At 46.7% G+C, this 15746-nt stretch carries 17 protein-coding genes and 1 riboswitch; of the genes, 12 read left to right on the top strand and 5 right to left on the bottom strand.

Features of this window, described 5'->3' with window-relative positions; translation table 11 throughout:
• Positions 1–55: 55 nt before the first annotated feature.
• Positions 56–646 (bottom strand): hypothetical protein, encoded by a 591-nt coding sequence (locus AC0YNT_RS22375; RefSeq protein ID WP_475806590.1) that lies wholly within the window; start codon positions 644–646, stop codon positions 56–58.
• 297 nt (positions 647–943) lie between these two features.
• Here AC0YNT_RS22375 and AC0YNT_RS22370 point away from each other — a divergent pair, with 297 nt between their 5' ends.
• Together AC0YNT_RS22370 and AC0YNT_RS22365 are read left to right on the top strand one after the other, a co-directional pair.
• Positions 944–1996 carry a mannose-1-phosphate guanylyltransferase gene (locus tag AC0YNT_RS22370; protein ID WP_475806589.1) on the top strand — a complete coding sequence of 351 codons (1053 nt, stop codon included), beginning with the start codon at positions 944–946 and terminating at the stop codon, positions 1994–1996.
• Positions 1993–2946 carry a GDP-mannose 4,6-dehydratase gene (locus tag AC0YNT_RS22365; protein ID WP_475806588.1) on the top strand — a complete coding sequence of 318 codons (954 nt, stop codon included), beginning with the start codon at positions 1993–1995 and terminating at the stop codon, positions 2944–2946. Before AC0YNT_RS22370 ends, AC0YNT_RS22365 begins: the two co-directional genes overlap by 4 nt.
• Before the next feature lie 60 nt (positions 2947–3006).
• On the opposite strand, the gene AC0YNT_RS22360 is transcribed toward AC0YNT_RS22365, so the two are convergent.
• Positions 3007–4320, bottom strand: a complete 1314-nt coding sequence (locus AC0YNT_RS22360; RefSeq protein ID WP_475806587.1) for a glycosyltransferase — start codon at positions 4318–4320, stop codon at positions 3007–3009.
• 168 nt (positions 4321–4488) lie between these two features.
• Positions 4489–4602, top strand: a riboswitch (TPP riboswitch).
• Between the two features lie 143 nt (positions 4603–4745).
• On the opposite strand from AC0YNT_RS22360, the gene AC0YNT_RS22355 reads away from it, so the two are divergent.
• The 6 genes from AC0YNT_RS22355 (at position 4746) to AC0YNT_RS22330 (ending at position 9405) form a co-directional block, all read left to right on the top strand.
• A complete protein-coding gene (locus AC0YNT_RS22355; RefSeq protein WP_475806586.1) occupies positions 4746–5789 on the top strand; it encodes an ABC transporter substrate-binding protein in 1044 nt (347 codons plus the stop codon).
• A gap of 50 nt (positions 5790–5839) precedes the next feature.
• On the top strand, positions 5840–6142 hold the full coding sequence (locus tag AC0YNT_RS22350) for a thiamine-binding protein (protein WP_475806585.1): 303 nt from the start codon (positions 5840–5842) through the stop codon (positions 6140–6142).
• Complete coding sequence (locus tag AC0YNT_RS22345) at positions 6132–6914, top strand: ABC transporter permease (protein ID WP_475806584.1); 783 nt, start codon at positions 6132–6134, stop codon at positions 6912–6914. The genes AC0YNT_RS22350 and AC0YNT_RS22345 overlap by 11 nt, the downstream gene beginning before the upstream one ends.
• Positions 6911–7681, top strand: a complete 771-nt coding sequence (locus AC0YNT_RS22340) for an ABC transporter ATP-binding protein (RefSeq protein WP_475806583.1) — start codon at positions 6911–6913, stop codon at positions 7679–7681. Before AC0YNT_RS22345 ends, AC0YNT_RS22340 begins: the two co-directional genes overlap by 4 nt.
• On the top strand, positions 7678–8481 hold the full coding sequence (locus tag AC0YNT_RS22335) for a TatD family hydrolase (RefSeq protein WP_475806582.1): 804 nt from the start codon (positions 7678–7680) through the stop codon (positions 8479–8481). Before AC0YNT_RS22340 ends, AC0YNT_RS22335 begins: the two co-directional genes overlap by 4 nt.
• Positions 8482–8619: 138 nt before the next feature.
• A complete protein-coding gene (locus tag AC0YNT_RS22330; RefSeq protein ID WP_475806581.1) occupies positions 8620–9405 on the top strand; it encodes a glucosaminidase domain-containing protein in 786 nt (261 codons plus the stop codon).
• A gap of 21 nt (positions 9406–9426) precedes the next feature.
• Here AC0YNT_RS22330 and AC0YNT_RS22325 read toward each other — a convergent pair whose 3' ends face one another.
• Positions 9427–9765 carry a L,D-transpeptidase gene (locus AC0YNT_RS22325; RefSeq protein ID WP_167280800.1) on the bottom strand — a complete coding sequence of 113 codons (339 nt, stop codon included), beginning with the start codon at positions 9763–9765 and terminating at the stop codon, positions 9427–9429.
• A gap of 94 nt (positions 9766–9859) precedes the next feature.
• On the bottom strand, positions 9860–10387 hold the full coding sequence (locus tag AC0YNT_RS22320; RefSeq protein ID WP_475806580.1) for a CcdC protein domain-containing protein: 528 nt from the start codon (positions 10385–10387) through the stop codon (positions 9860–9862).
• 159 nt (positions 10388–10546) lie between these two features.
• On the opposite strand from AC0YNT_RS22320, the gene AC0YNT_RS22315 reads away from it, so the two are divergent.
• The 3 genes from AC0YNT_RS22315 to coaD all read left to right on the top strand — a co-directional run bounded on the left by AC0YNT_RS22315 (position 10547) and on the right by coaD (position 13626).
• Positions 10547–12253: a hypothetical protein gene (locus AC0YNT_RS22315; protein WP_475806579.1), complete on the top strand. Its 1707-nt coding sequence runs from the start codon at positions 10547–10549 to the stop codon at positions 12251–12253.
• A gap of 280 nt (positions 12254–12533) precedes the next feature.
• Entirely contained in the window at positions 12534–13124 is a 591-nt protein-coding gene (gene rsmD, locus AC0YNT_RS22310; protein ID WP_475806578.1) for a 16S rRNA (guanine(966)-N(2))-methyltransferase RsmD, read from the top strand.
• A complete protein-coding gene (gene coaD / locus AC0YNT_RS22305) occupies positions 13111–13626 on the top strand; it encodes a pantetheine-phosphate adenylyltransferase (RefSeq protein WP_441896080.1) in 516 nt (171 codons plus the stop codon). The genes rsmD and coaD overlap by 14 nt, the downstream gene beginning before the upstream one ends.
• Here the strand turns inward: coaD and AC0YNT_RS22300 are convergent.
• Complete coding sequence (locus tag AC0YNT_RS22300) at positions 13623–14825, bottom strand: nucleoside recognition domain-containing protein (protein ID WP_475806577.1); 1203 nt, start codon at positions 14823–14825, stop codon at positions 13623–13625. The genes coaD and AC0YNT_RS22300 overlap by 4 nt on opposite strands.
• Positions 14826–14969: 144 nt before the next feature.
• Between AC0YNT_RS22300 and AC0YNT_RS22295 the strand changes: the two genes are divergently transcribed.
• Positions 14970–15743 carry a S16 family serine protease gene (locus AC0YNT_RS22295; RefSeq protein ID WP_475806576.1) on the top strand — a complete coding sequence of 258 codons (774 nt, stop codon included), beginning with the start codon at positions 14970–14972 and terminating at the stop codon, positions 15741–15743.
• Positions 15744–15746: the final 3 nt, after the last annotated feature.

The raw sequence follows: 15746 nt of genomic DNA, 5'->3' as shown, positions 1-15746 counted from the left end.
TGGTTATGTAAGAGGAACAGCCTCTCCGAATGAACGGGAAGGCTGTTTGGGTTGGTTAGACGCCGACAGAAATTGCAAGCGAAGAGTATTGAGCAGAAGCGGTAACGCCTGTGATTGCGACAGCAGTCGCGTCAACAGATACTTCAAGTGAGTAATCATGAGCTCCTACTGTAAGCACGTCGAAATAGGTGATTGGAATCGTTACTTCGAGTGTAAGAACTGCAGCTAAAGCTAAGCTTAAGAAGGACGCACTCGTAACGGTAGCTACAACGACGCCATCACGCAGCAGATCAACTGTAATAGTAGGGTTGAGCAATGCGCCAATAATCGTGCCAGTCAGCAATACATCGACGACTCCGTCAACCTTTACTTTGTTGGCTGCTGCCGAAGTGATCAAAACCGGAACATCAATAACTTCCACTGGCACAAATGGGGTTGCTGGAAGTAAGCCGATAGCACCAAGCGGGACAATCCCTCCGTTGTCACCATATACTGCAGCTCCTGGACCAGCAGGGCCAGTAGCACCTGTAAGACCTGTAGGACCCGTAGGACCCGTAGGACCAGTAGCACCAGTAGCACCAGTAAGACCAGTAAGACCAGTAAGACCAGTAAGACCAGTAAGACCAGTCAAACCTGTTTCTCCCATATCTAATCATCTCCTTTCATTTGATATACATCATCATATGATGAGAGATTCATAGAGAAGACGGTATATGCCGTGAGCCAACGCCTATTTCTGAGATTTGCTTATGATTTATAGTTGGGCGACGTCAAATGCCTTATTTATGTAGGGTTTGGCTATTCGTCCATTAGGATTACTCTATTAAAGCATAAGTTATAGATATGTAACTTACCAATCCGGCACCGGTTATGAAAGGAGCTCCGGCTTGAATACGCGAGAATATTCAATAGAAGGAGATTTACCGTTTCGAGGTGAACTACGATGATTGCAGTCATAATGGCGGGAGGAAAAGGGACGCGCTTCTGGCCCAGAAGCACAGTAACGAAGCCGAAGCAATTTTTAACATTAGCCTCTGAAGAGGCGACCATGCTTCAGCAGACCTACGCGCGATTCCGTACCTGCTTGCCTGAAGAGAATGTTTATGTTGCCGTAAGTGAGAATTATTTGCCGATCGTAAAGGAACAGCTGCCTGAGCTCGCAGACAATCGTATTATTATAGAACCGGATCAAAGAGATACGGCCCCGTGTATTGCACTCACAGCTAGCTTTTTCCTTCGGCTGGAGCGGGATGAAGTACTAGTCACAGCTCCATCGGATCAGTATATTCCAGAGACAGAGGAATTAATGGAAGCGCTGAGGGCAGCGGAACATGCAGCCAAGACGGACGGAGTCGTGGTTACGCTTGGCATCGTCCCGACACGCGCAGAAACAGGGTATGGCTATATTGAAACGATAGAAAGCGATGAATATGCAAGTCAATACGGGGAACGCGTGAAAGCGGTAAAAGCTTTTATCGAGAAACCAACGAAAGAAAAAGCGGAGAAACTAATCGAGCTGCCAAATATATATTGGAACAGCGGTATATTTATATGGAAGCCTTCAACAATTGCTTCCTATATGATGAAGTTTCAACCTCAGATATGGTCTATCTTCGAGCTTAAGGAAGAGGAATTCCGACTATCTTATGCTAAGCTGCCGAAGCTTTCAATTGATTATGCCTTGGTAGAAAAGTTGGATCGTTTGTATACGATTCCGATTGAATTCATTTGGGATGATGTTGGCACATGGACTTCATTGGAACGAATCTTTAGCACAGATGGAGACGGAAATTTGATGCTTGGTCAGATTTATCCATTCGCCACCCGCAACAGTATTATCTATACAGAGCAGCAGCGAATTGTCACAATTGGCATAGAAGATTTAATTATTGTATCAACTGCTGAAGGCTTGCTTATTTGCCGCAAATCAGATGAACAAAGTGTTAAGAATGCCATTGCTGCCCTCGATACGGATCAAGAAGGCCTGCAAACATGAAAGCACTTATCACAGGAATAAACGGCTTTGTAGGCAGTCATCTTGCAGAACATCTGCTTGAGCAGCAGATTGAAGTGGCGGGTACGATTCGGAATCATAGTTCGCTGCAACATATTCGCCATCTGCTGCCGGATATACGCCTGTATGAGTGCGAGTTAAGAGATCCGCAGGCGGTAGAACAGATGATGATAGAGGTTCGGCCGGATTTTATCTATCATTTAGCCGCCCAAAGCTATGTACCTGTATCCTGGGATTCTCCGGCAGAGACGATGATCAATAATATATTAGGACAGATCCACCTGCTGGAAGCGGTTAGAAAGCTAGGATTAACCTCTAAAGTACTGATTGCCTGCTCGAGTGAGGAGTACGGGCAAGTAGAAGAGGATGAAGTGCCGGTTAAGGAGACGAATCCACTGCGTCCGATAAGCCCTTATGCGGTGAGCAAAATTGCGCAAAACTATTTAGGCTATCAATATTACAAAACCTTCGGCCAGCATATTATCCGGACCCGAACCTTCAACCATACTGGGCCGCGTAGAGGAGAGCAGTTCGTAACTTCTAATTTTGCGAAGCAAATTGTAGAAATCGAGATGGGTTTGAAACCACCTGTTCTCTATGTGGGTAATTTAGATGCTCAGCGGGATTTCACAGATGTCAGAGATGTAGTCAGAGCCTATCGCATGGCGCTTCAATACTGTGAGGCCGGAGAGATTTATAATATTGCATCTGGTCAATGTCACGAGATTCGTGAAGTGCTGCAGACGCTGCTTGGGTACAGTACGGCGACAATTACGATTGAAGAAGACAAATCCAGACTTAGGCCATCTGATGTAAAGGTGCTGGTTGGCGACTACTCCAAGTTTCATAAGCAAACCGGATGGAAGCCTGAAATTTCTTTTGAGCAGTCACTGGAGGATTTATTGCGTTATTGGCGGACAGAACTGGCTTAATAGAGGCTTAGACCCAGTAGAAGGCGTAATGCCGCGACCGGGCCTAAGCCTCGTTTTGCTTCAGATTAAATGCAGCTCTTTGAGCCTGTTTTTAATTCTTTGTCCGATAACCGCCGGCGAAAATTCATTATGGATCGTCCGCATTCCGCTTGCCGCAATGCTTTCGCGCCAGCGTGTATCGGTAACAAGCCGCTGCATATAATCCGCTGCATGCCGTATATTAGGCTCTGCCCAGATTTGATGGCTTTTGTATGGTCCCCAGTCCTGACCGATATTGGTGAGCTGGAAGGAGACAGGACAGGAATTGTTGGAGTTCATAAATTCCGTATTTCCTGACCAGTTTGTTGCAATAACCGGTTTCCCTAAATACATAGCTTCAGCGAGGCCAAGGCCAAAGCCTTCAGCTCGATGTAAGGAGACGTAACTGTCGGTGCATTGCAGCAACGCATTGACCTCATACCTCGACAACCCTTTGTCGATTAAATACATATTGCTTCTTTCCGCAAGTGACTTCTTAAGCTCGACAAGCTCATTCGGCCGGAAATCCGCATTATTTACTTTTAGCACGAGTCCGACCCGTTGATCGTTCTTCTCAAAGGCCAGCTTAAAAGCCTCAATTACAGCCTCGGGATTTTTACGGAGCGTTGAGCTTTGTACATCGTACATCATGAGAAACAGGAAACGATTTTCCGGCAGACCAAAGGTGGAACGGTTAACATGAGGCGCTACTTGCACCTGGATACAGTGAGGAATCGTAATGACGGGTACATTCGACCGTTTGGAGATTGAGGTTGCAACGAACTTGCTGCAAACCCATATCTCATTGACATGATTGAAACCTTCCATATGTTCATCCGGAAACTCTGGAAGCTCCCAGTGCCAATAGCCGATGTTATATCGATTTCCGAATAATTCGTCGCCAAAATGCTCATAGGCTGGACGCATGAAGTCGGCATTCATATGGAATATATTCGTATTATAGCGGGCTTTCTCCAGGAGCTTATGCGACCAGCTGTAGTCGGACATTCTTGAAGCAACCGCTAGTGGGAAATTAATGACGCCAAACGGAATGGAGGCTGTGTCCACCGCTTTTGCTGCAAGCCGGGAGGATTCACCTATTCCCATCTCAGCATGAATGAACCCTACGATATTTACACCAGGTTCTCGGGACGGAGGTTCAACAACAGGTGTTATTGGTAGGTTGTTAGCTGGGACTTTGCGGTAAGAGCGGCGTGAACGCCGAGATTTCCAGCTTGCTTGCCGCTTAGTGGAACGTCGGCTGGCTGCTTTTGACCGACCATTTGTTTTCCGTTTCCTGGGCTTCGCTTTATTCGCGCGTTTTAGCTTTTTATTAGACTTATGTCGTCTTTTCACCCCGGTTCAATCCTCTCGTTAATAGCGGATATGCACTCGACTATATTCTATTCATGCCAATCTAATGGTTATAAGGACAACAACCTACTAGCTGTAAAAGCGGCTTTTGTCTAAATCGAAGCTGGCTTTTTCGGAAAGAAGGGGTATAATGAGATTTACTGACGTAATTGAATAGCTCCGGGGAGCTGGTTGAGGCTAGCTGAGAGGGAATTCCGACGAAAATTCCGACCCTTATACCTGATCTGGATAATGCCAGCGTAGGAATTTGTCATATAGGACTGTTTTCCATTGCAAGTGGAATGGAGCAAACCTGTAATAAAGCTGACGAAATGTATGTCCTCCGGATTCGGGGGACTTTTTTTATTGTTCAGAGGGTGGTAAGGCCATTGCAAACGTCAAAGCTAACAAGAGAGAGGGAGAGCAAGATGGAAACAAGTAATCGGAGTAAAAAGTCAAAGGGGATCGTTGCCCTATCTTCCATGCTGGCCGTTGTTATTATGCTGGCAGGCTGCGGATCCAACAAGAATAATAATGAAACGGTGGAGAATGGGGCGGCAAGTGAGCAGCCATTGACGAAAGTAAAGGTCGTTCTGGATTGGACACCTAACACGAATCATACTGGCCTTTATGTAGCACGGGATAAGGGGTATTTCAAGCAGCAGGGTCTTGATGTTGAGATTATTCAGCCCGGCCAAGATGGTGCGGATAAAATGGTCGCAGCAGGTGGAGCGGAATTTGGCGTCGGTTATCAGGAATCGTTAACGATGGCACGGATTGCTGGCCTGCCGCTTGTATCGGTTGCAGCTGTTATCCAGCATAATACATCCGGCTTTGCTTCGCCTGCAGCGAAGGGCATCGACTCGCCGAAGAAGTTCGAAGGTAAAACGTACGGCGGCTGGGGAGCACCTGTAGAAGAAGCCGTTATTGGTTCACTTATGCAGGAAGAGAATGCGGATGTGTCCAAGGTCAAGATGTTAAGCATCGGCGATACCGATTTCTTCACAGCGGTGAAGCGGGATATTGATTTCGCATGGATTTATTATGCTTGGACAGGCGTGGAGGCAGAACTTCGCGGCGAGAAGCTGAACATGGTTTATTTGACCGATTACAGTGACAAGCTGGATTACTATACACCACTGCTTGAGACAAACGAGAAGATGATTGAGGAGAAACCGGAGATTGTAAAAGCTTTTGTTGCAGGTGCAGCTCAAGGTTATCAGTATGCCATTGACCATCCTGAGGATGCTGCTGCAGTTCTCATTAAAGCAGAGCCGGACTTGAACGCAGACTTGGTTCGAGCCAGCCAGAAGTGGCTGAGTCCGAAATATACAGATGATGCTTCACAATGGGGCATTCAGAAGAAGGAAGTATGGGTTAATTACTCACAGTGGATGTTCGACCATAAGCTGCTCGAGAAAGAGCTTGATGCGGATAAAGCATTCACGAACGATTTTTTGCCGAAGGCTTAAGGTTAGTACAGGAGAAATCAGGACGATAATAAGGAAAAGGGGAGCTATTCATGGCTAACGCGCTTGTAAGCATTCAAATCTTACCAACTACACCTAACGGGGAAAGTGTCATTCCATTTGTTGATCGTGCAATTGAAATTATTAAAGCTTCCGGCGTTCCCTATCGCGTTGCACCACTAGAGACGACGATGGAAGGGGAACTGTCTTATTTGCTTCAGGTTGTAGAGAAGATGAACGAAGCAATGACAGAGATGGGTTGCCCTTCGGTTATCTCGCAGGTGAAAATTTATTTCAACCCGGCCAATGGGGCTTCCATGGGAAGATTGTTGGAGAAATATCCAGATGGGCAATAAAGGCTGGAGCAGCTTGAAAGCGATTTGGCCTTCTGCTGCATTAGTCATCATCCTGCTTGCAGCTTGGCAATTATCGGTGGATGACGGTCTCGTGCCTGCATGGGAGTTGCCTTCACCACTATCGATATGGAAAGAAATAATAGATAGCTGGCCGCGTCTAATGGATAACGCTTCGGCAACCGTACAGCTTGCTTTGATTGGATTTGCCGGCGGTGCGCTGGCCGGTTTTATACTTGCCGCTGTACTACATCTCATTCCATTCGTTCGAAGAGCCGTTTATCCTCTGCTAGTTGTATCACAGAATGTACCGGTCATTGCGATTGGTCCGATTCTTACAATCTGGCTTGGTTACGGTGTGCTGCCAAAGCTTATTCTGGTCTGGATTGTCTGTTTCTTCCCCGTCTCACTTGCTATGCTGAACGGTTTTAAGGATACGGATCTTGGACTGCGCAATTATATGCGTATGATAGGAGCGGGCAATTGGACAGTATTCCTGAGGCTAGAGCTGCCAAATGCGGTTACTCATTTATTTTCCGGACTCAAAATCGCTGCGTCGTATGCCGTGCTTAGTGCTATTGTAGCGGAATGGCTTGGGGCAGAAAAAGGACTCGGTCATTATATGATCTTGTCTTCAAAAGGCTATGAGCCGGCTAGAGTATTTGCTGCTGTGCTGCTGATCGTGCTGCTCAGCCTTGTTCTATTTGGTGCTGTGGCTGCAGTGGAAAGGCTTGTTATCAGGTGGCGCCCGGTGAAAGGAGAGAGGAAGGGATGACAATTCCAGCTTTGGAGCTGAAGGGGATTCGAAAGGCATTTGATTCCGGTAAGAAAACCGTATTGGATGGAATATCTTTAACGGTTGGAGAGAATGAGTTCGTCTCCCTTATTGGCCCTTCCGGCAGTGGGAAGACAACACTGTTCCAATTGATTGGGGGTCTTGAGAAGCCGACAGCTGGTGAAGTATGGATCGGCGGAAAAGAGACGACAGGCAGCCGAGGGCATATCTCGTATATGCCTCAGCAAGCTTCCTTAATGCCTTGGCGATCGGTGAGTGCCAACATTGAGCTTGCTATTCAAATTGCTGGTGTAGAGAAGAAGCTATCAGTCAAAATGGCACGGGAATGGCTGGATCGGATTGGCCTGCTTGAGTATGCAGATGCTTATCCGCATGTATTGTCAGGCGGCATGCAGCAGCGAGTATCTTTTCTGCGGGCGCTGCTCTCTCCACAGCCGTTGATGCTGCTCGATGAACCGTTTGGCGCGCTGGATGCCCTGACCAGACAGCAGATGCAGCAGTGGCTGATGGCGATGTGGGAGGAGAATAGAAGAGCGGTTCTATTCGTGACGCATAGCATTGAAGAAGCGCTGTTACTATCGGATCGCATTCTAGTACTGTCTGCTGCGCCAGCATCGATTGTAGAAGAAATATCAGTTCCTTTTGCCAGACCACGACCAGCGCAGCTATGGAAAGAGCCGCAGTTTAATGAGCTGAAGGAGCGGATTCAGGAGCTGCTGTATCAGGGGGAGGCGGCGGTAAAATGAGGAATCATTATCGGGCAATAGATGCCCATATTCATCTTGATCACTACGAAGAAGTGGACAGGGTTCCGATGCTGCAACGGGCATTTGAAGCGGGAATTGAAGCTGTCATTGCGGTGTCTATGCATTTGGCCTCCTGTAAGGAGAACGAAAGGCTTGCGAAACAATTCCCGGGTCAGGTACACCCTGCTTATGGTTTTCACCCGGAGCAGCCTGTTCTATCAGAAGTGGAAGAGCTTGAGCTGTATGCCTGGATTCGGGAGAAGCATGCTGAAGGAGAATCTTTTGCAATTGGTGAAGTAGGCCTGCCGTATTATTCCCGTACTACTGCTGAAGCGGATGGAGTTGCTTTCGACGAAGGGCCTTATCTGGTATTGCTGGATCGCTTTGCGGCACTTGCGGCAGAGCTGGACCGGCCAATTGTTTTGCATGCGGTATATGGGGATGGAGTAAAAGCTTGCGACATCATGGAACACCATCAGGTGAAGCGGGTCCATTTTCATTGGTTTAAGGGAGATAAGGCAACGGTTGAGCGGATGATTCGTTCCGGCTATTATATCTCCATTACACCGGATGTTGCGTATGAGGATGAGATTAGAGAGCTGGTAGAGCGTTATCCGTTAGAACAAATGATGGTGGAGACGGATGGCCCTTGGCCGTTCGAAGGTCCTTATGAAGGAAGAGCTACTGCGCCAGAATTTGTTCATGATGTATGTGCTCAGATTGCAGCAATCAAACAGCTTCAGGAACAAATTGTCCGTGAGCAGCTGTTACATAATACGCGAGAATTTTATAAGCTGTAATATTCGCTCCGTTAGGCCAACCCTAGGCTTAACGGAGTTTTTTTGCATCAAATTGGTGGTAGGCCGTTACACGCTGGAATGTGCTTCCATAAACTAGTATATCTCGTATTTTGTTTGCTAGGAGAGGAGGAGAAAGGAATGACACCATTAACAAGATCGCAATTTATAGCGGCACTTGTACCGACTGTATGCCAGGTAAGGCGCGAGGGCTCTACGATCTTCCCATCTCTTCGGATTGCGCAATGTATTCTGGAGACAGGCGGTGTAATTCATCCTTGGTATAACCTAGGGGGAATTAAAGTAGGCAGTGGCAAACCCAATGCTTACTGGCATGGAGATGCGGTGGTGAGAGGAACCTGGGAGGTTGTTGATGGCAGGAATGTAAGCATGAATGCAGCTTTCCGAGCTTATAGCAGCGTGTATCATTTTATGAAAGATCAAGATCTGCTCTTCGCAACCTCCCGTTATCTCCGTGTCCGGGCAGCTGTTACCCCAGAGCAGCAAGCCAATATGCTTTATGTAAGCCAGTATGCGACAGATCCATCTTACCCGAATAAATTAATTGCTCTGATCAACCAATATTCACTGAAGCAATACGACAATGCTTTTGCCTCAGCTGCCTCTACCACGATGTTTAAAGCCTCGACAACAATTCCTATTCTTGCGGACGGACTTGTCGTTGCTGTTGGTTATTATGATGCAGGGACAACCTGGGTTGCTGCTCGTGCGTTAGGTGAATCATTAGGTGCAGTAATTGACTGGCAGAAAGGAAAGGTAACGGTCAACGGACAGGAGCTGGATTCGCGATTGGATATCTCGACAGGGTATGTAGCGGTGAGGGACCTTGCTGCCGTTTTGAATAAAAAGGCCGTTTGGGAGCAGGCGACCCAGACCGTCACGTTAAAAGCGACAGATCTCCCGTAAGAGGAGATTGCCGCTGTTTTTTCATGGCCGGATCGTGACTCTTGTTCCGACGGGCGTTAGAGGGGATAAGGCGAGAACATCTTCGTTATACATCCTTATACAGCCATGGGAGACGTATCCTCCGATTGAGGAAGGATCATTGGTTCCATGAATGCCGTAATGAGGCTTGGATAGCCCCATCCATAACACGCCAAATGGTCCGCCCGGATTCTCTTGTTTATTAATGATCTTATATTCGCCGGTTGGTGTTTGAGTAACCATTCGTCCAATCCCAACGGGATAGGAGTGTACAACGATATTTCCATCCAGTAAATGAAGCATTCGGTCCGACAAATCGACAATAATACGATAGACAGGCATGACCACGCTCACCCCTTGCTGAGGTTTGTACGTCCCTGAGTATCATATGTCACTCGGCACAGGTGATGTGTGGGTTGATAGCTGACTGACGGAATCAAGCAATCACTTGCTGATCGCTCCGACGAATAATAAACGTATAATACCCGATGTAGTAGGCAACCAGGAGGAAGAAAGTGATTGCTGTCAGTGGATCATTCGTGTAATGCTGAAGCTCGGCAGTATCACTGGTCATGGCAGGATTGACAGCAGCTGGACCGCCATTTCCGACCATGTCGACAATCCGGAATGCAACCCGTCCGATGAATAATAGGACCACAAACGTCTCAATGCCGATATGTGTCCGATAAAATAGCGAGTTGTCACGAAGCTCGAATCGACTGTGTTTAATGGCAAAGTAGGCAATGACAGCACCACAGGCGATACCTAATGCATCGGATAGGTAAATGGCTGGATGAGAATACCCGGTAGCAAGCAGAAGAATGCCAATTACACTAAAAAGACCGATTCGAAATCTCAGCCTGCGAGGCTGGAAGGGCTGAAAGCCAATTGTCCGTCTGAAGCGTCTGTACATCACGAACAGGATGATAAGCAGGGGGATTAAATAGCTTCCGATGTTATTCATAACCGTATATGAACCTCCTAACTAATAATTGGTAATGTAACTATATACCAAAACTAGTGTAATTTGCAGTGGGGAAATAGAATCACATTACAGGATTTTAGTAGCAAGAATAGAATAGTTAAATTTGGAAACAAGACTTATCTAATCGGAGGTATTAAGGTGAGAAAGATAGTTAGTTTATTTCTTGTTTTATGTTTAGGTTTTACTGGTACAACGACTTATGCCGCTGATAGCTATATGAAAGCCACGGGTTTGATTAGTTCGATCAAGTTAAATGGAGAGCCTGTCCAGTTGGATGGCCTTACGATTCAAGGGAGCAATTATTTCAAGCTTCGTGATCTAGCTTCTGCTTTCTCAGGTACACCTAGTCAGTTCAATGTTAGCTGGAGCAGTGAGCACAATGCGGTGGAAATACATACGGGCAAACCATATTCCGTTACAAAAGAAGATGACGATCCAGTTTTCCAATCTAATATGAACTACATGGTCAAGCCGACAGATTCCACGCTGTTTGTAGACGGGAAAGCCGTACCTATTCAGGCTTACAATAAGGAAGGAAGCAATTATTTCAAATTAAGAGATTTGGGTAAGTTAATCCCATTTGAAGTCAGCTTCAACGGAGTGGAGAACGAGATACTGCTGTTTTCGAATCTAGCAGACAACTCCTATCGAGTAACAACGGCATTTGCTCCGTCTGACAATACCGTCTCGTCTAGGTATCCGCGATGGAAAGAAACAATAAAATCTTACCTTACTCATAATGATGACGGCATGGTCAGCGTTATTGAAGAGAAAGAAAATAAAGTCACCATTGAAACGTATGACAGTCAATATCGTCTTGTTGCTCAAAAAAGTATTGATAACGAGCTTCCGTTATTCGGCGGATTTTATAGCGGTGCAAAAAATTATTATGTCGCCTATGGTCAAGAAAACCATGAAGAAAACGATAATAAGGAAGTTATCCGTATCGTTCGTTATGATAAGAGCTTTAATCGGATAGACAGTGTATCTGTAAAAGGTGAAGAGAGCTTTACCACGGTTCCGTTCAATGCTGCCGCTGGAAGAATGGCCGAAAACGGTGATACGCTAGTGTTTCACACTTCCCGTGAAAGGTATACGACAGAGGATGGGTTAAATCATCAATCCCAGCTGACCATTATTGTTGATACATCAGAGATGAAAGTAATCAATAATCTTGGACGTTTCCAAAGTAATCACGTTAGTCATTCATTTGATCAATATGTACTTTTTGATGGTAATGAACAAGTTCTTCTGGATCATGGGGATGCCTATCCGCGCTCGATCGCTTTACATAAAGGCGACGGAACAACATACGAAGAAACGGATCTGTTCAAAATCCCCGGTGCCATAGGTGCAAATACGACAGGAGTTTCGATTGGCGGGTTTGAGATGTCTGCCTCCAATTATATTACGGCTATGAACACGATCGATCATTCTAGGGTGACTGAATACACGTCATACGAAATGAAAGGTTTACCTGTGGATCGCAGAGATATCATTCTGACACTTCTGCCCCGGAACAATATGCAAGCCAGCGCAGTAAAAATAGTAAAGCTCGCCTCTTATACAGCTAGTGAGTTGTTCGCGTCTATTCCAAAGCTGGTTAAGATTAATGATGACAAATTGATTGTCATGTGGCAGGAGTTTACTAAAGAAGGCAATCCATCCGGATTGAAATATGTATATATAGACGGGAACGGCAATGTGCTAGGGGGAATTCAGAGTCTTGATCATTTTCTGTTGTCTGATAGTCAGCCTATTGTCATAAACAATCAAGTAGTGTGGTATGTGAACGCAAATGGGTTGAGGGCTTTTTATACGATTCCAGTTACGGCTAATAAATGAGTAGAAGAGCAAAAAAAATCGGACGCTCATTTCTGAGCGTCCTTTCATGGGAGAGGAGAAACCGGACGAAGAGCTTATGGGGAAACGTAAGTCTTCTCCGCGGTTGTCTACGGCATCTTCCGACGCCGATGATTTTATTTTGTCCGCTTTGTGGGGGATTATACATTTTGCGGTAAAAAATAATTATTGCCCTTTCATAAGCAGCTTTCAGGTGCCTTTATAATCCAAGGGAAAGTGTGGTACGATAGGCATCGACAGTAGAGGAAGGGAGCAATATGCAGTGAGAGTCATTGCGGGAGCGGCAAAAGGCCGCACGCTAAAGGCGGTACCAGGTATGAATACGCGACCTACGACCGATAAGGTGAAGGAAGCGATATTCAGCATGATTGGACCGTTTTTCGACGGTGGACTAGCGCTTGATTTATTCGCAGGCACCGGCGGACTCGGTATAGAAGCTTGGAGCAGAGGCATCGAGCGGACGATCTTTATCGACCGAGAAAAAATAAGTATCGATATTATCAAATTAAATACCGAAGCGGCAGGAATGGGAAGACATGCGGAGATTTACCGTAATGATGCGGAGCGGGCAGTTAAGCTGCTGGAAAAGCGCGGCATTGCCTTTTCGATCGTATTTCTCGACCCGCCTTACCGCTTAATACATATGGACGAGCTTATCGTAGATATGGCGCAGCGATCTTTGCTGGAAGATGGGGCAACGATTGTTGTAGAACATGATGCTGGTCATGAATATCCGGATCATATTGAACATTTTACATTACTGAGAAAACAAAAATATGGCGATACGGCTGTGACTCTATACCGTTATTCGCCTGGCAGCACAGATGGAGGAAATACCGATGCAAATGAATGAGCATAGCAGCCGTGTAGCTGTATATCCAGGGAGCTTTGATCCACCAACATTAGGTCATCTTGATATCATCCGCCGTTCAGCGAAGCAGTTCGATCACTTGATTGTCGCGGTGCTTAACAACACGAGCAAAAGTCCAATGTTCACTGTAGATGAGCGCAAAGAGATGCTGCAGGAGATAACAAGCGATATTCCTAATGTGACGATTGACAGCTTCCGAGATCTGCTGGTTCGATTTATGAAATCTCGCAAGGCGAATACGATTGTGCGTGGTATCCGCTCCGTTACGGACTTCGAGTATGAGTTGACGCTTGCATCAACCAATCAATTGCTGGATGACGAGATTGAAACAATCTTCATGATGACGAATCCGAAATTCTCATATCTTAGCTCTAGTATCGTGAAGGAAATCGCGATGTTTGGAGGGTCGATATCCGTGCTTGTTCCTCCTCCAATCGAGCATCGTTTGGTTGAAAAATATAAAGAGAAGCAAGCAAAGGGCTAGCGTTTAGCTCGAGGAGAGATAACTCTTATTGCTGCGAACATAATAGCAAGAACGGCCGCGGCCGTCAGCGTATACGGCCAGATCGATGGGATGCCAAGTGCGGTGACGGCCTCGTATGCGTTGGACGGACGATTCCAGGATACACCGTCCTGAAGCATAGCTGCGGTTGCATCCGTTAACCGACTAGGCAGCAATGTTATTACAGTCTGGACTGGTTTCCACAAAAGGAGGGCTAATACGGCAGCGTGTATGGCATGAAGGAGCTTGACCCAAATAAGCGGCATCAGCTTTAAGTCGGTGCCTGTAATGGCATAACCAGCTTGAAGCAGAGCACTTATACCACTCCAAGCAAGAACGGCAGCAATGGCGGCGGCACTTACTGCGGTGCTTACGCCTGGACCTTGCCATACAGCAGCCGCGTATGCACCGATATGGCTCTCTAGCAAAGCAGGCAATACCAGCTCAGCGATCCCGCTTGGCAAAGCATGAATGATAAGCGGCAGGGCCAATCTGGCTACCACGGCGGCGAAGATCATGAAGCCGCCAACGATAAGAAGCTTCTGTACACCAAATGACACTGCGTCCCCAAGAGCCTTGCCGAAGCTGCGTCCATCGCGGTCACGGCTTGTCACAATTGCGTCAGCTGCAATGTCGAGCATGCTTGTCTTTTGATCCTTACTCATGCTTTTAGCTCGGCGTTCACCAAATAGAGAAATCCATAATGCTGTGCATAGGGCGGACAACCATACGATAATGGCGATAAACAGGCCAAGCTCGGGGCGATGCAGGAAGCCTGCTCCAATGACAACCAGCATAAAGAGTGGGTTCGGCATATGAGAAAGGGCAAGCAGTCTTTGCCCTTCGCTTCTTGTTATAAGATTATCGCGGCGCAAAGCTGCCGTTGCTTCCGCACCGGCTTGATGCCCGGACAACCACCCTAGCAGAAGAGGCAGCGCGGCTTCTCCCGGCAGTTTGAACAGCCCTCGCATGATTGGTTTAAGGAGTACACCAAAGCCATGAATGAGGCCAAAGGCCACGATAAGCTCGAATAGCACTAGGAACGGCAAGAGACCAGGGAAAACAATGTTCCACCAAATGGTCAGCCCTTGCAGAGAAGCTTGAAATGCCTCATCTGGCTGACGAATGATCGCAGCGACTAGCAGAATGGAGATCGCCGCATATAGAATTGTGCGTGCCATATATTTATCAACTCCATTAAGACGGATTTTTCATTAAATGAGGGGATTATTCGGACAAACTGGGGTCTTTTCCATTGTACGCGCCTAGTGAAAGGGATAGACCATTGTCCATCAAGGAGGGGATATGCCATTAAGGGTTTTCGATTGAGCGGAAGGACAAGACAAGCGCTTGGTGTTGTTCTCATTGCAGTGATGTTATGGGTTGTTATTTATGCACCAACACCACTAGTTATCTATGAACCTGGCCTTGCTTTCGAGACAGAGCCGCTTGTGCAGCTTGGAACGGGTGAAGCATCAGCGTCCCATTCGACGGAAGCGGGGGAGCGTGGAGCCTTTCTATTAACCACGATCAAGCTGACGGATGCAAAGTATTGGCAGGTCATTGAAGCAGCATGGAAGAAGGATTTTGTTGTTTACAGCAAAGATTCGGTAATGAAGGGGAAGTCGGAAAAAGACTATCTTGATCTAATGGCCCTCGATATGCTTGCTTCACAGAACTCTGCGATCGAAGCGGCTTATATTTATGCAGGGATACCTTATACAACTAGTACGGAGGTAGTTCACCCAACAAATCCATCCAATCAAATTACAATAAAAGCCGAAGATATCGGTGGTCCTTCAGCCGGTCTGATGTTCACGCTGCAATCTCTGAATCTATTATTAGATAAAGATTTGACGGAAGGGCTTCGAATTGCAGGCACTGGTACTATTTCTGCTGAGGGTAGAGTAGGGGGAATCGGGGGCATTACATATAAAATTGTAGCAGCTCACGAAGCTGGTGCGCAGCTGTTCCTGGCACCAGAAGCAAATTACGCAGAAGCGGCGGCTAAAGCGAAAGAACTTCACAGCGAGATGAAGGTTGTACCTGTCACCTCGCTGGAAACCGCAATAGCAGCGATTGAATTTGCTGCAAACTAGCTA

The sequence above is a fragment of the Paenibacillus sp. J22R56 genome, assembly GCF_056269375.1.
The sequence above is the reverse complement of the archived record's forward strand: the minus strand, read 5'-3'. Positions and strand labels throughout refer to the sequence as shown.

Coding starts and splice junctions, on each gene's coding strand:
- AC0YNT_RS22350 (WP_475806585.1), top strand. CDS start 5,840: ATGGCTAACGCGCTTGTAAGCATTCAAATCTTACCAACTACACCTAAC.
- AC0YNT_RS22320 (WP_475806580.1), bottom strand. CDS start 10,387: ATGAATAACATCGGAAGCTATTTAATCCCCCTGCTTATCATCCTGTTC.
- AC0YNT_RS22370 (WP_475806589.1), top strand. CDS start 944: ATGATTGCAGTCATAATGGCGGGAGGAAAAGGGACGCGCTTCTGGCCC.
- AC0YNT_RS22325 (WP_167280800.1), bottom strand. CDS start 9,765: ATGCCTGTCTATCGTATTATTGTCGATTTGTCGGACCGAATGCTTCAT.
- AC0YNT_RS22355 (WP_475806586.1), top strand. CDS start 4,746: ATGGAAACAAGTAATCGGAGTAAAAAGTCAAAGGGGATCGTTGCCCTA.
- AC0YNT_RS22365 (WP_475806588.1), top strand. CDS start 1,993: ATGAAAGCACTTATCACAGGAATAAACGGCTTTGTAGGCAGTCATCTT.
- AC0YNT_RS22330 (WP_475806581.1), top strand. CDS start 8,620: ATGACACCATTAACAAGATCGCAATTTATAGCGGCACTTGTACCGACT.
- AC0YNT_RS22335 (WP_475806582.1), top strand. CDS start 7,678: ATGAGGAATCATTATCGGGCAATAGATGCCCATATTCATCTTGATCAC.
- AC0YNT_RS22375 (WP_475806590.1), bottom strand. CDS start 646: ATGGGAGAAACAGGTTTGACTGGTCTTACTGGTCTTACTGGTCTTACT.
- AC0YNT_RS22340 (WP_475806583.1), top strand. CDS start 6,911: ATGACAATTCCAGCTTTGGAGCTGAAGGGGATTCGAAAGGCATTTGAT.
- AC0YNT_RS22300 (WP_475806577.1), bottom strand. CDS start 14,825: ATGGCACGCACAATTCTATATGCGGCGATCTCCATTCTGCTAGTCGCT.
- coaD (WP_441896080.1), top strand. CDS start 13,111: ATGCAAATGAATGAGCATAGCAGCCGTGTAGCTGTATATCCAGGGAGC.
- AC0YNT_RS22345 (WP_475806584.1), top strand. CDS start 6,132: ATGGGCAATAAAGGCTGGAGCAGCTTGAAAGCGATTTGGCCTTCTGCT.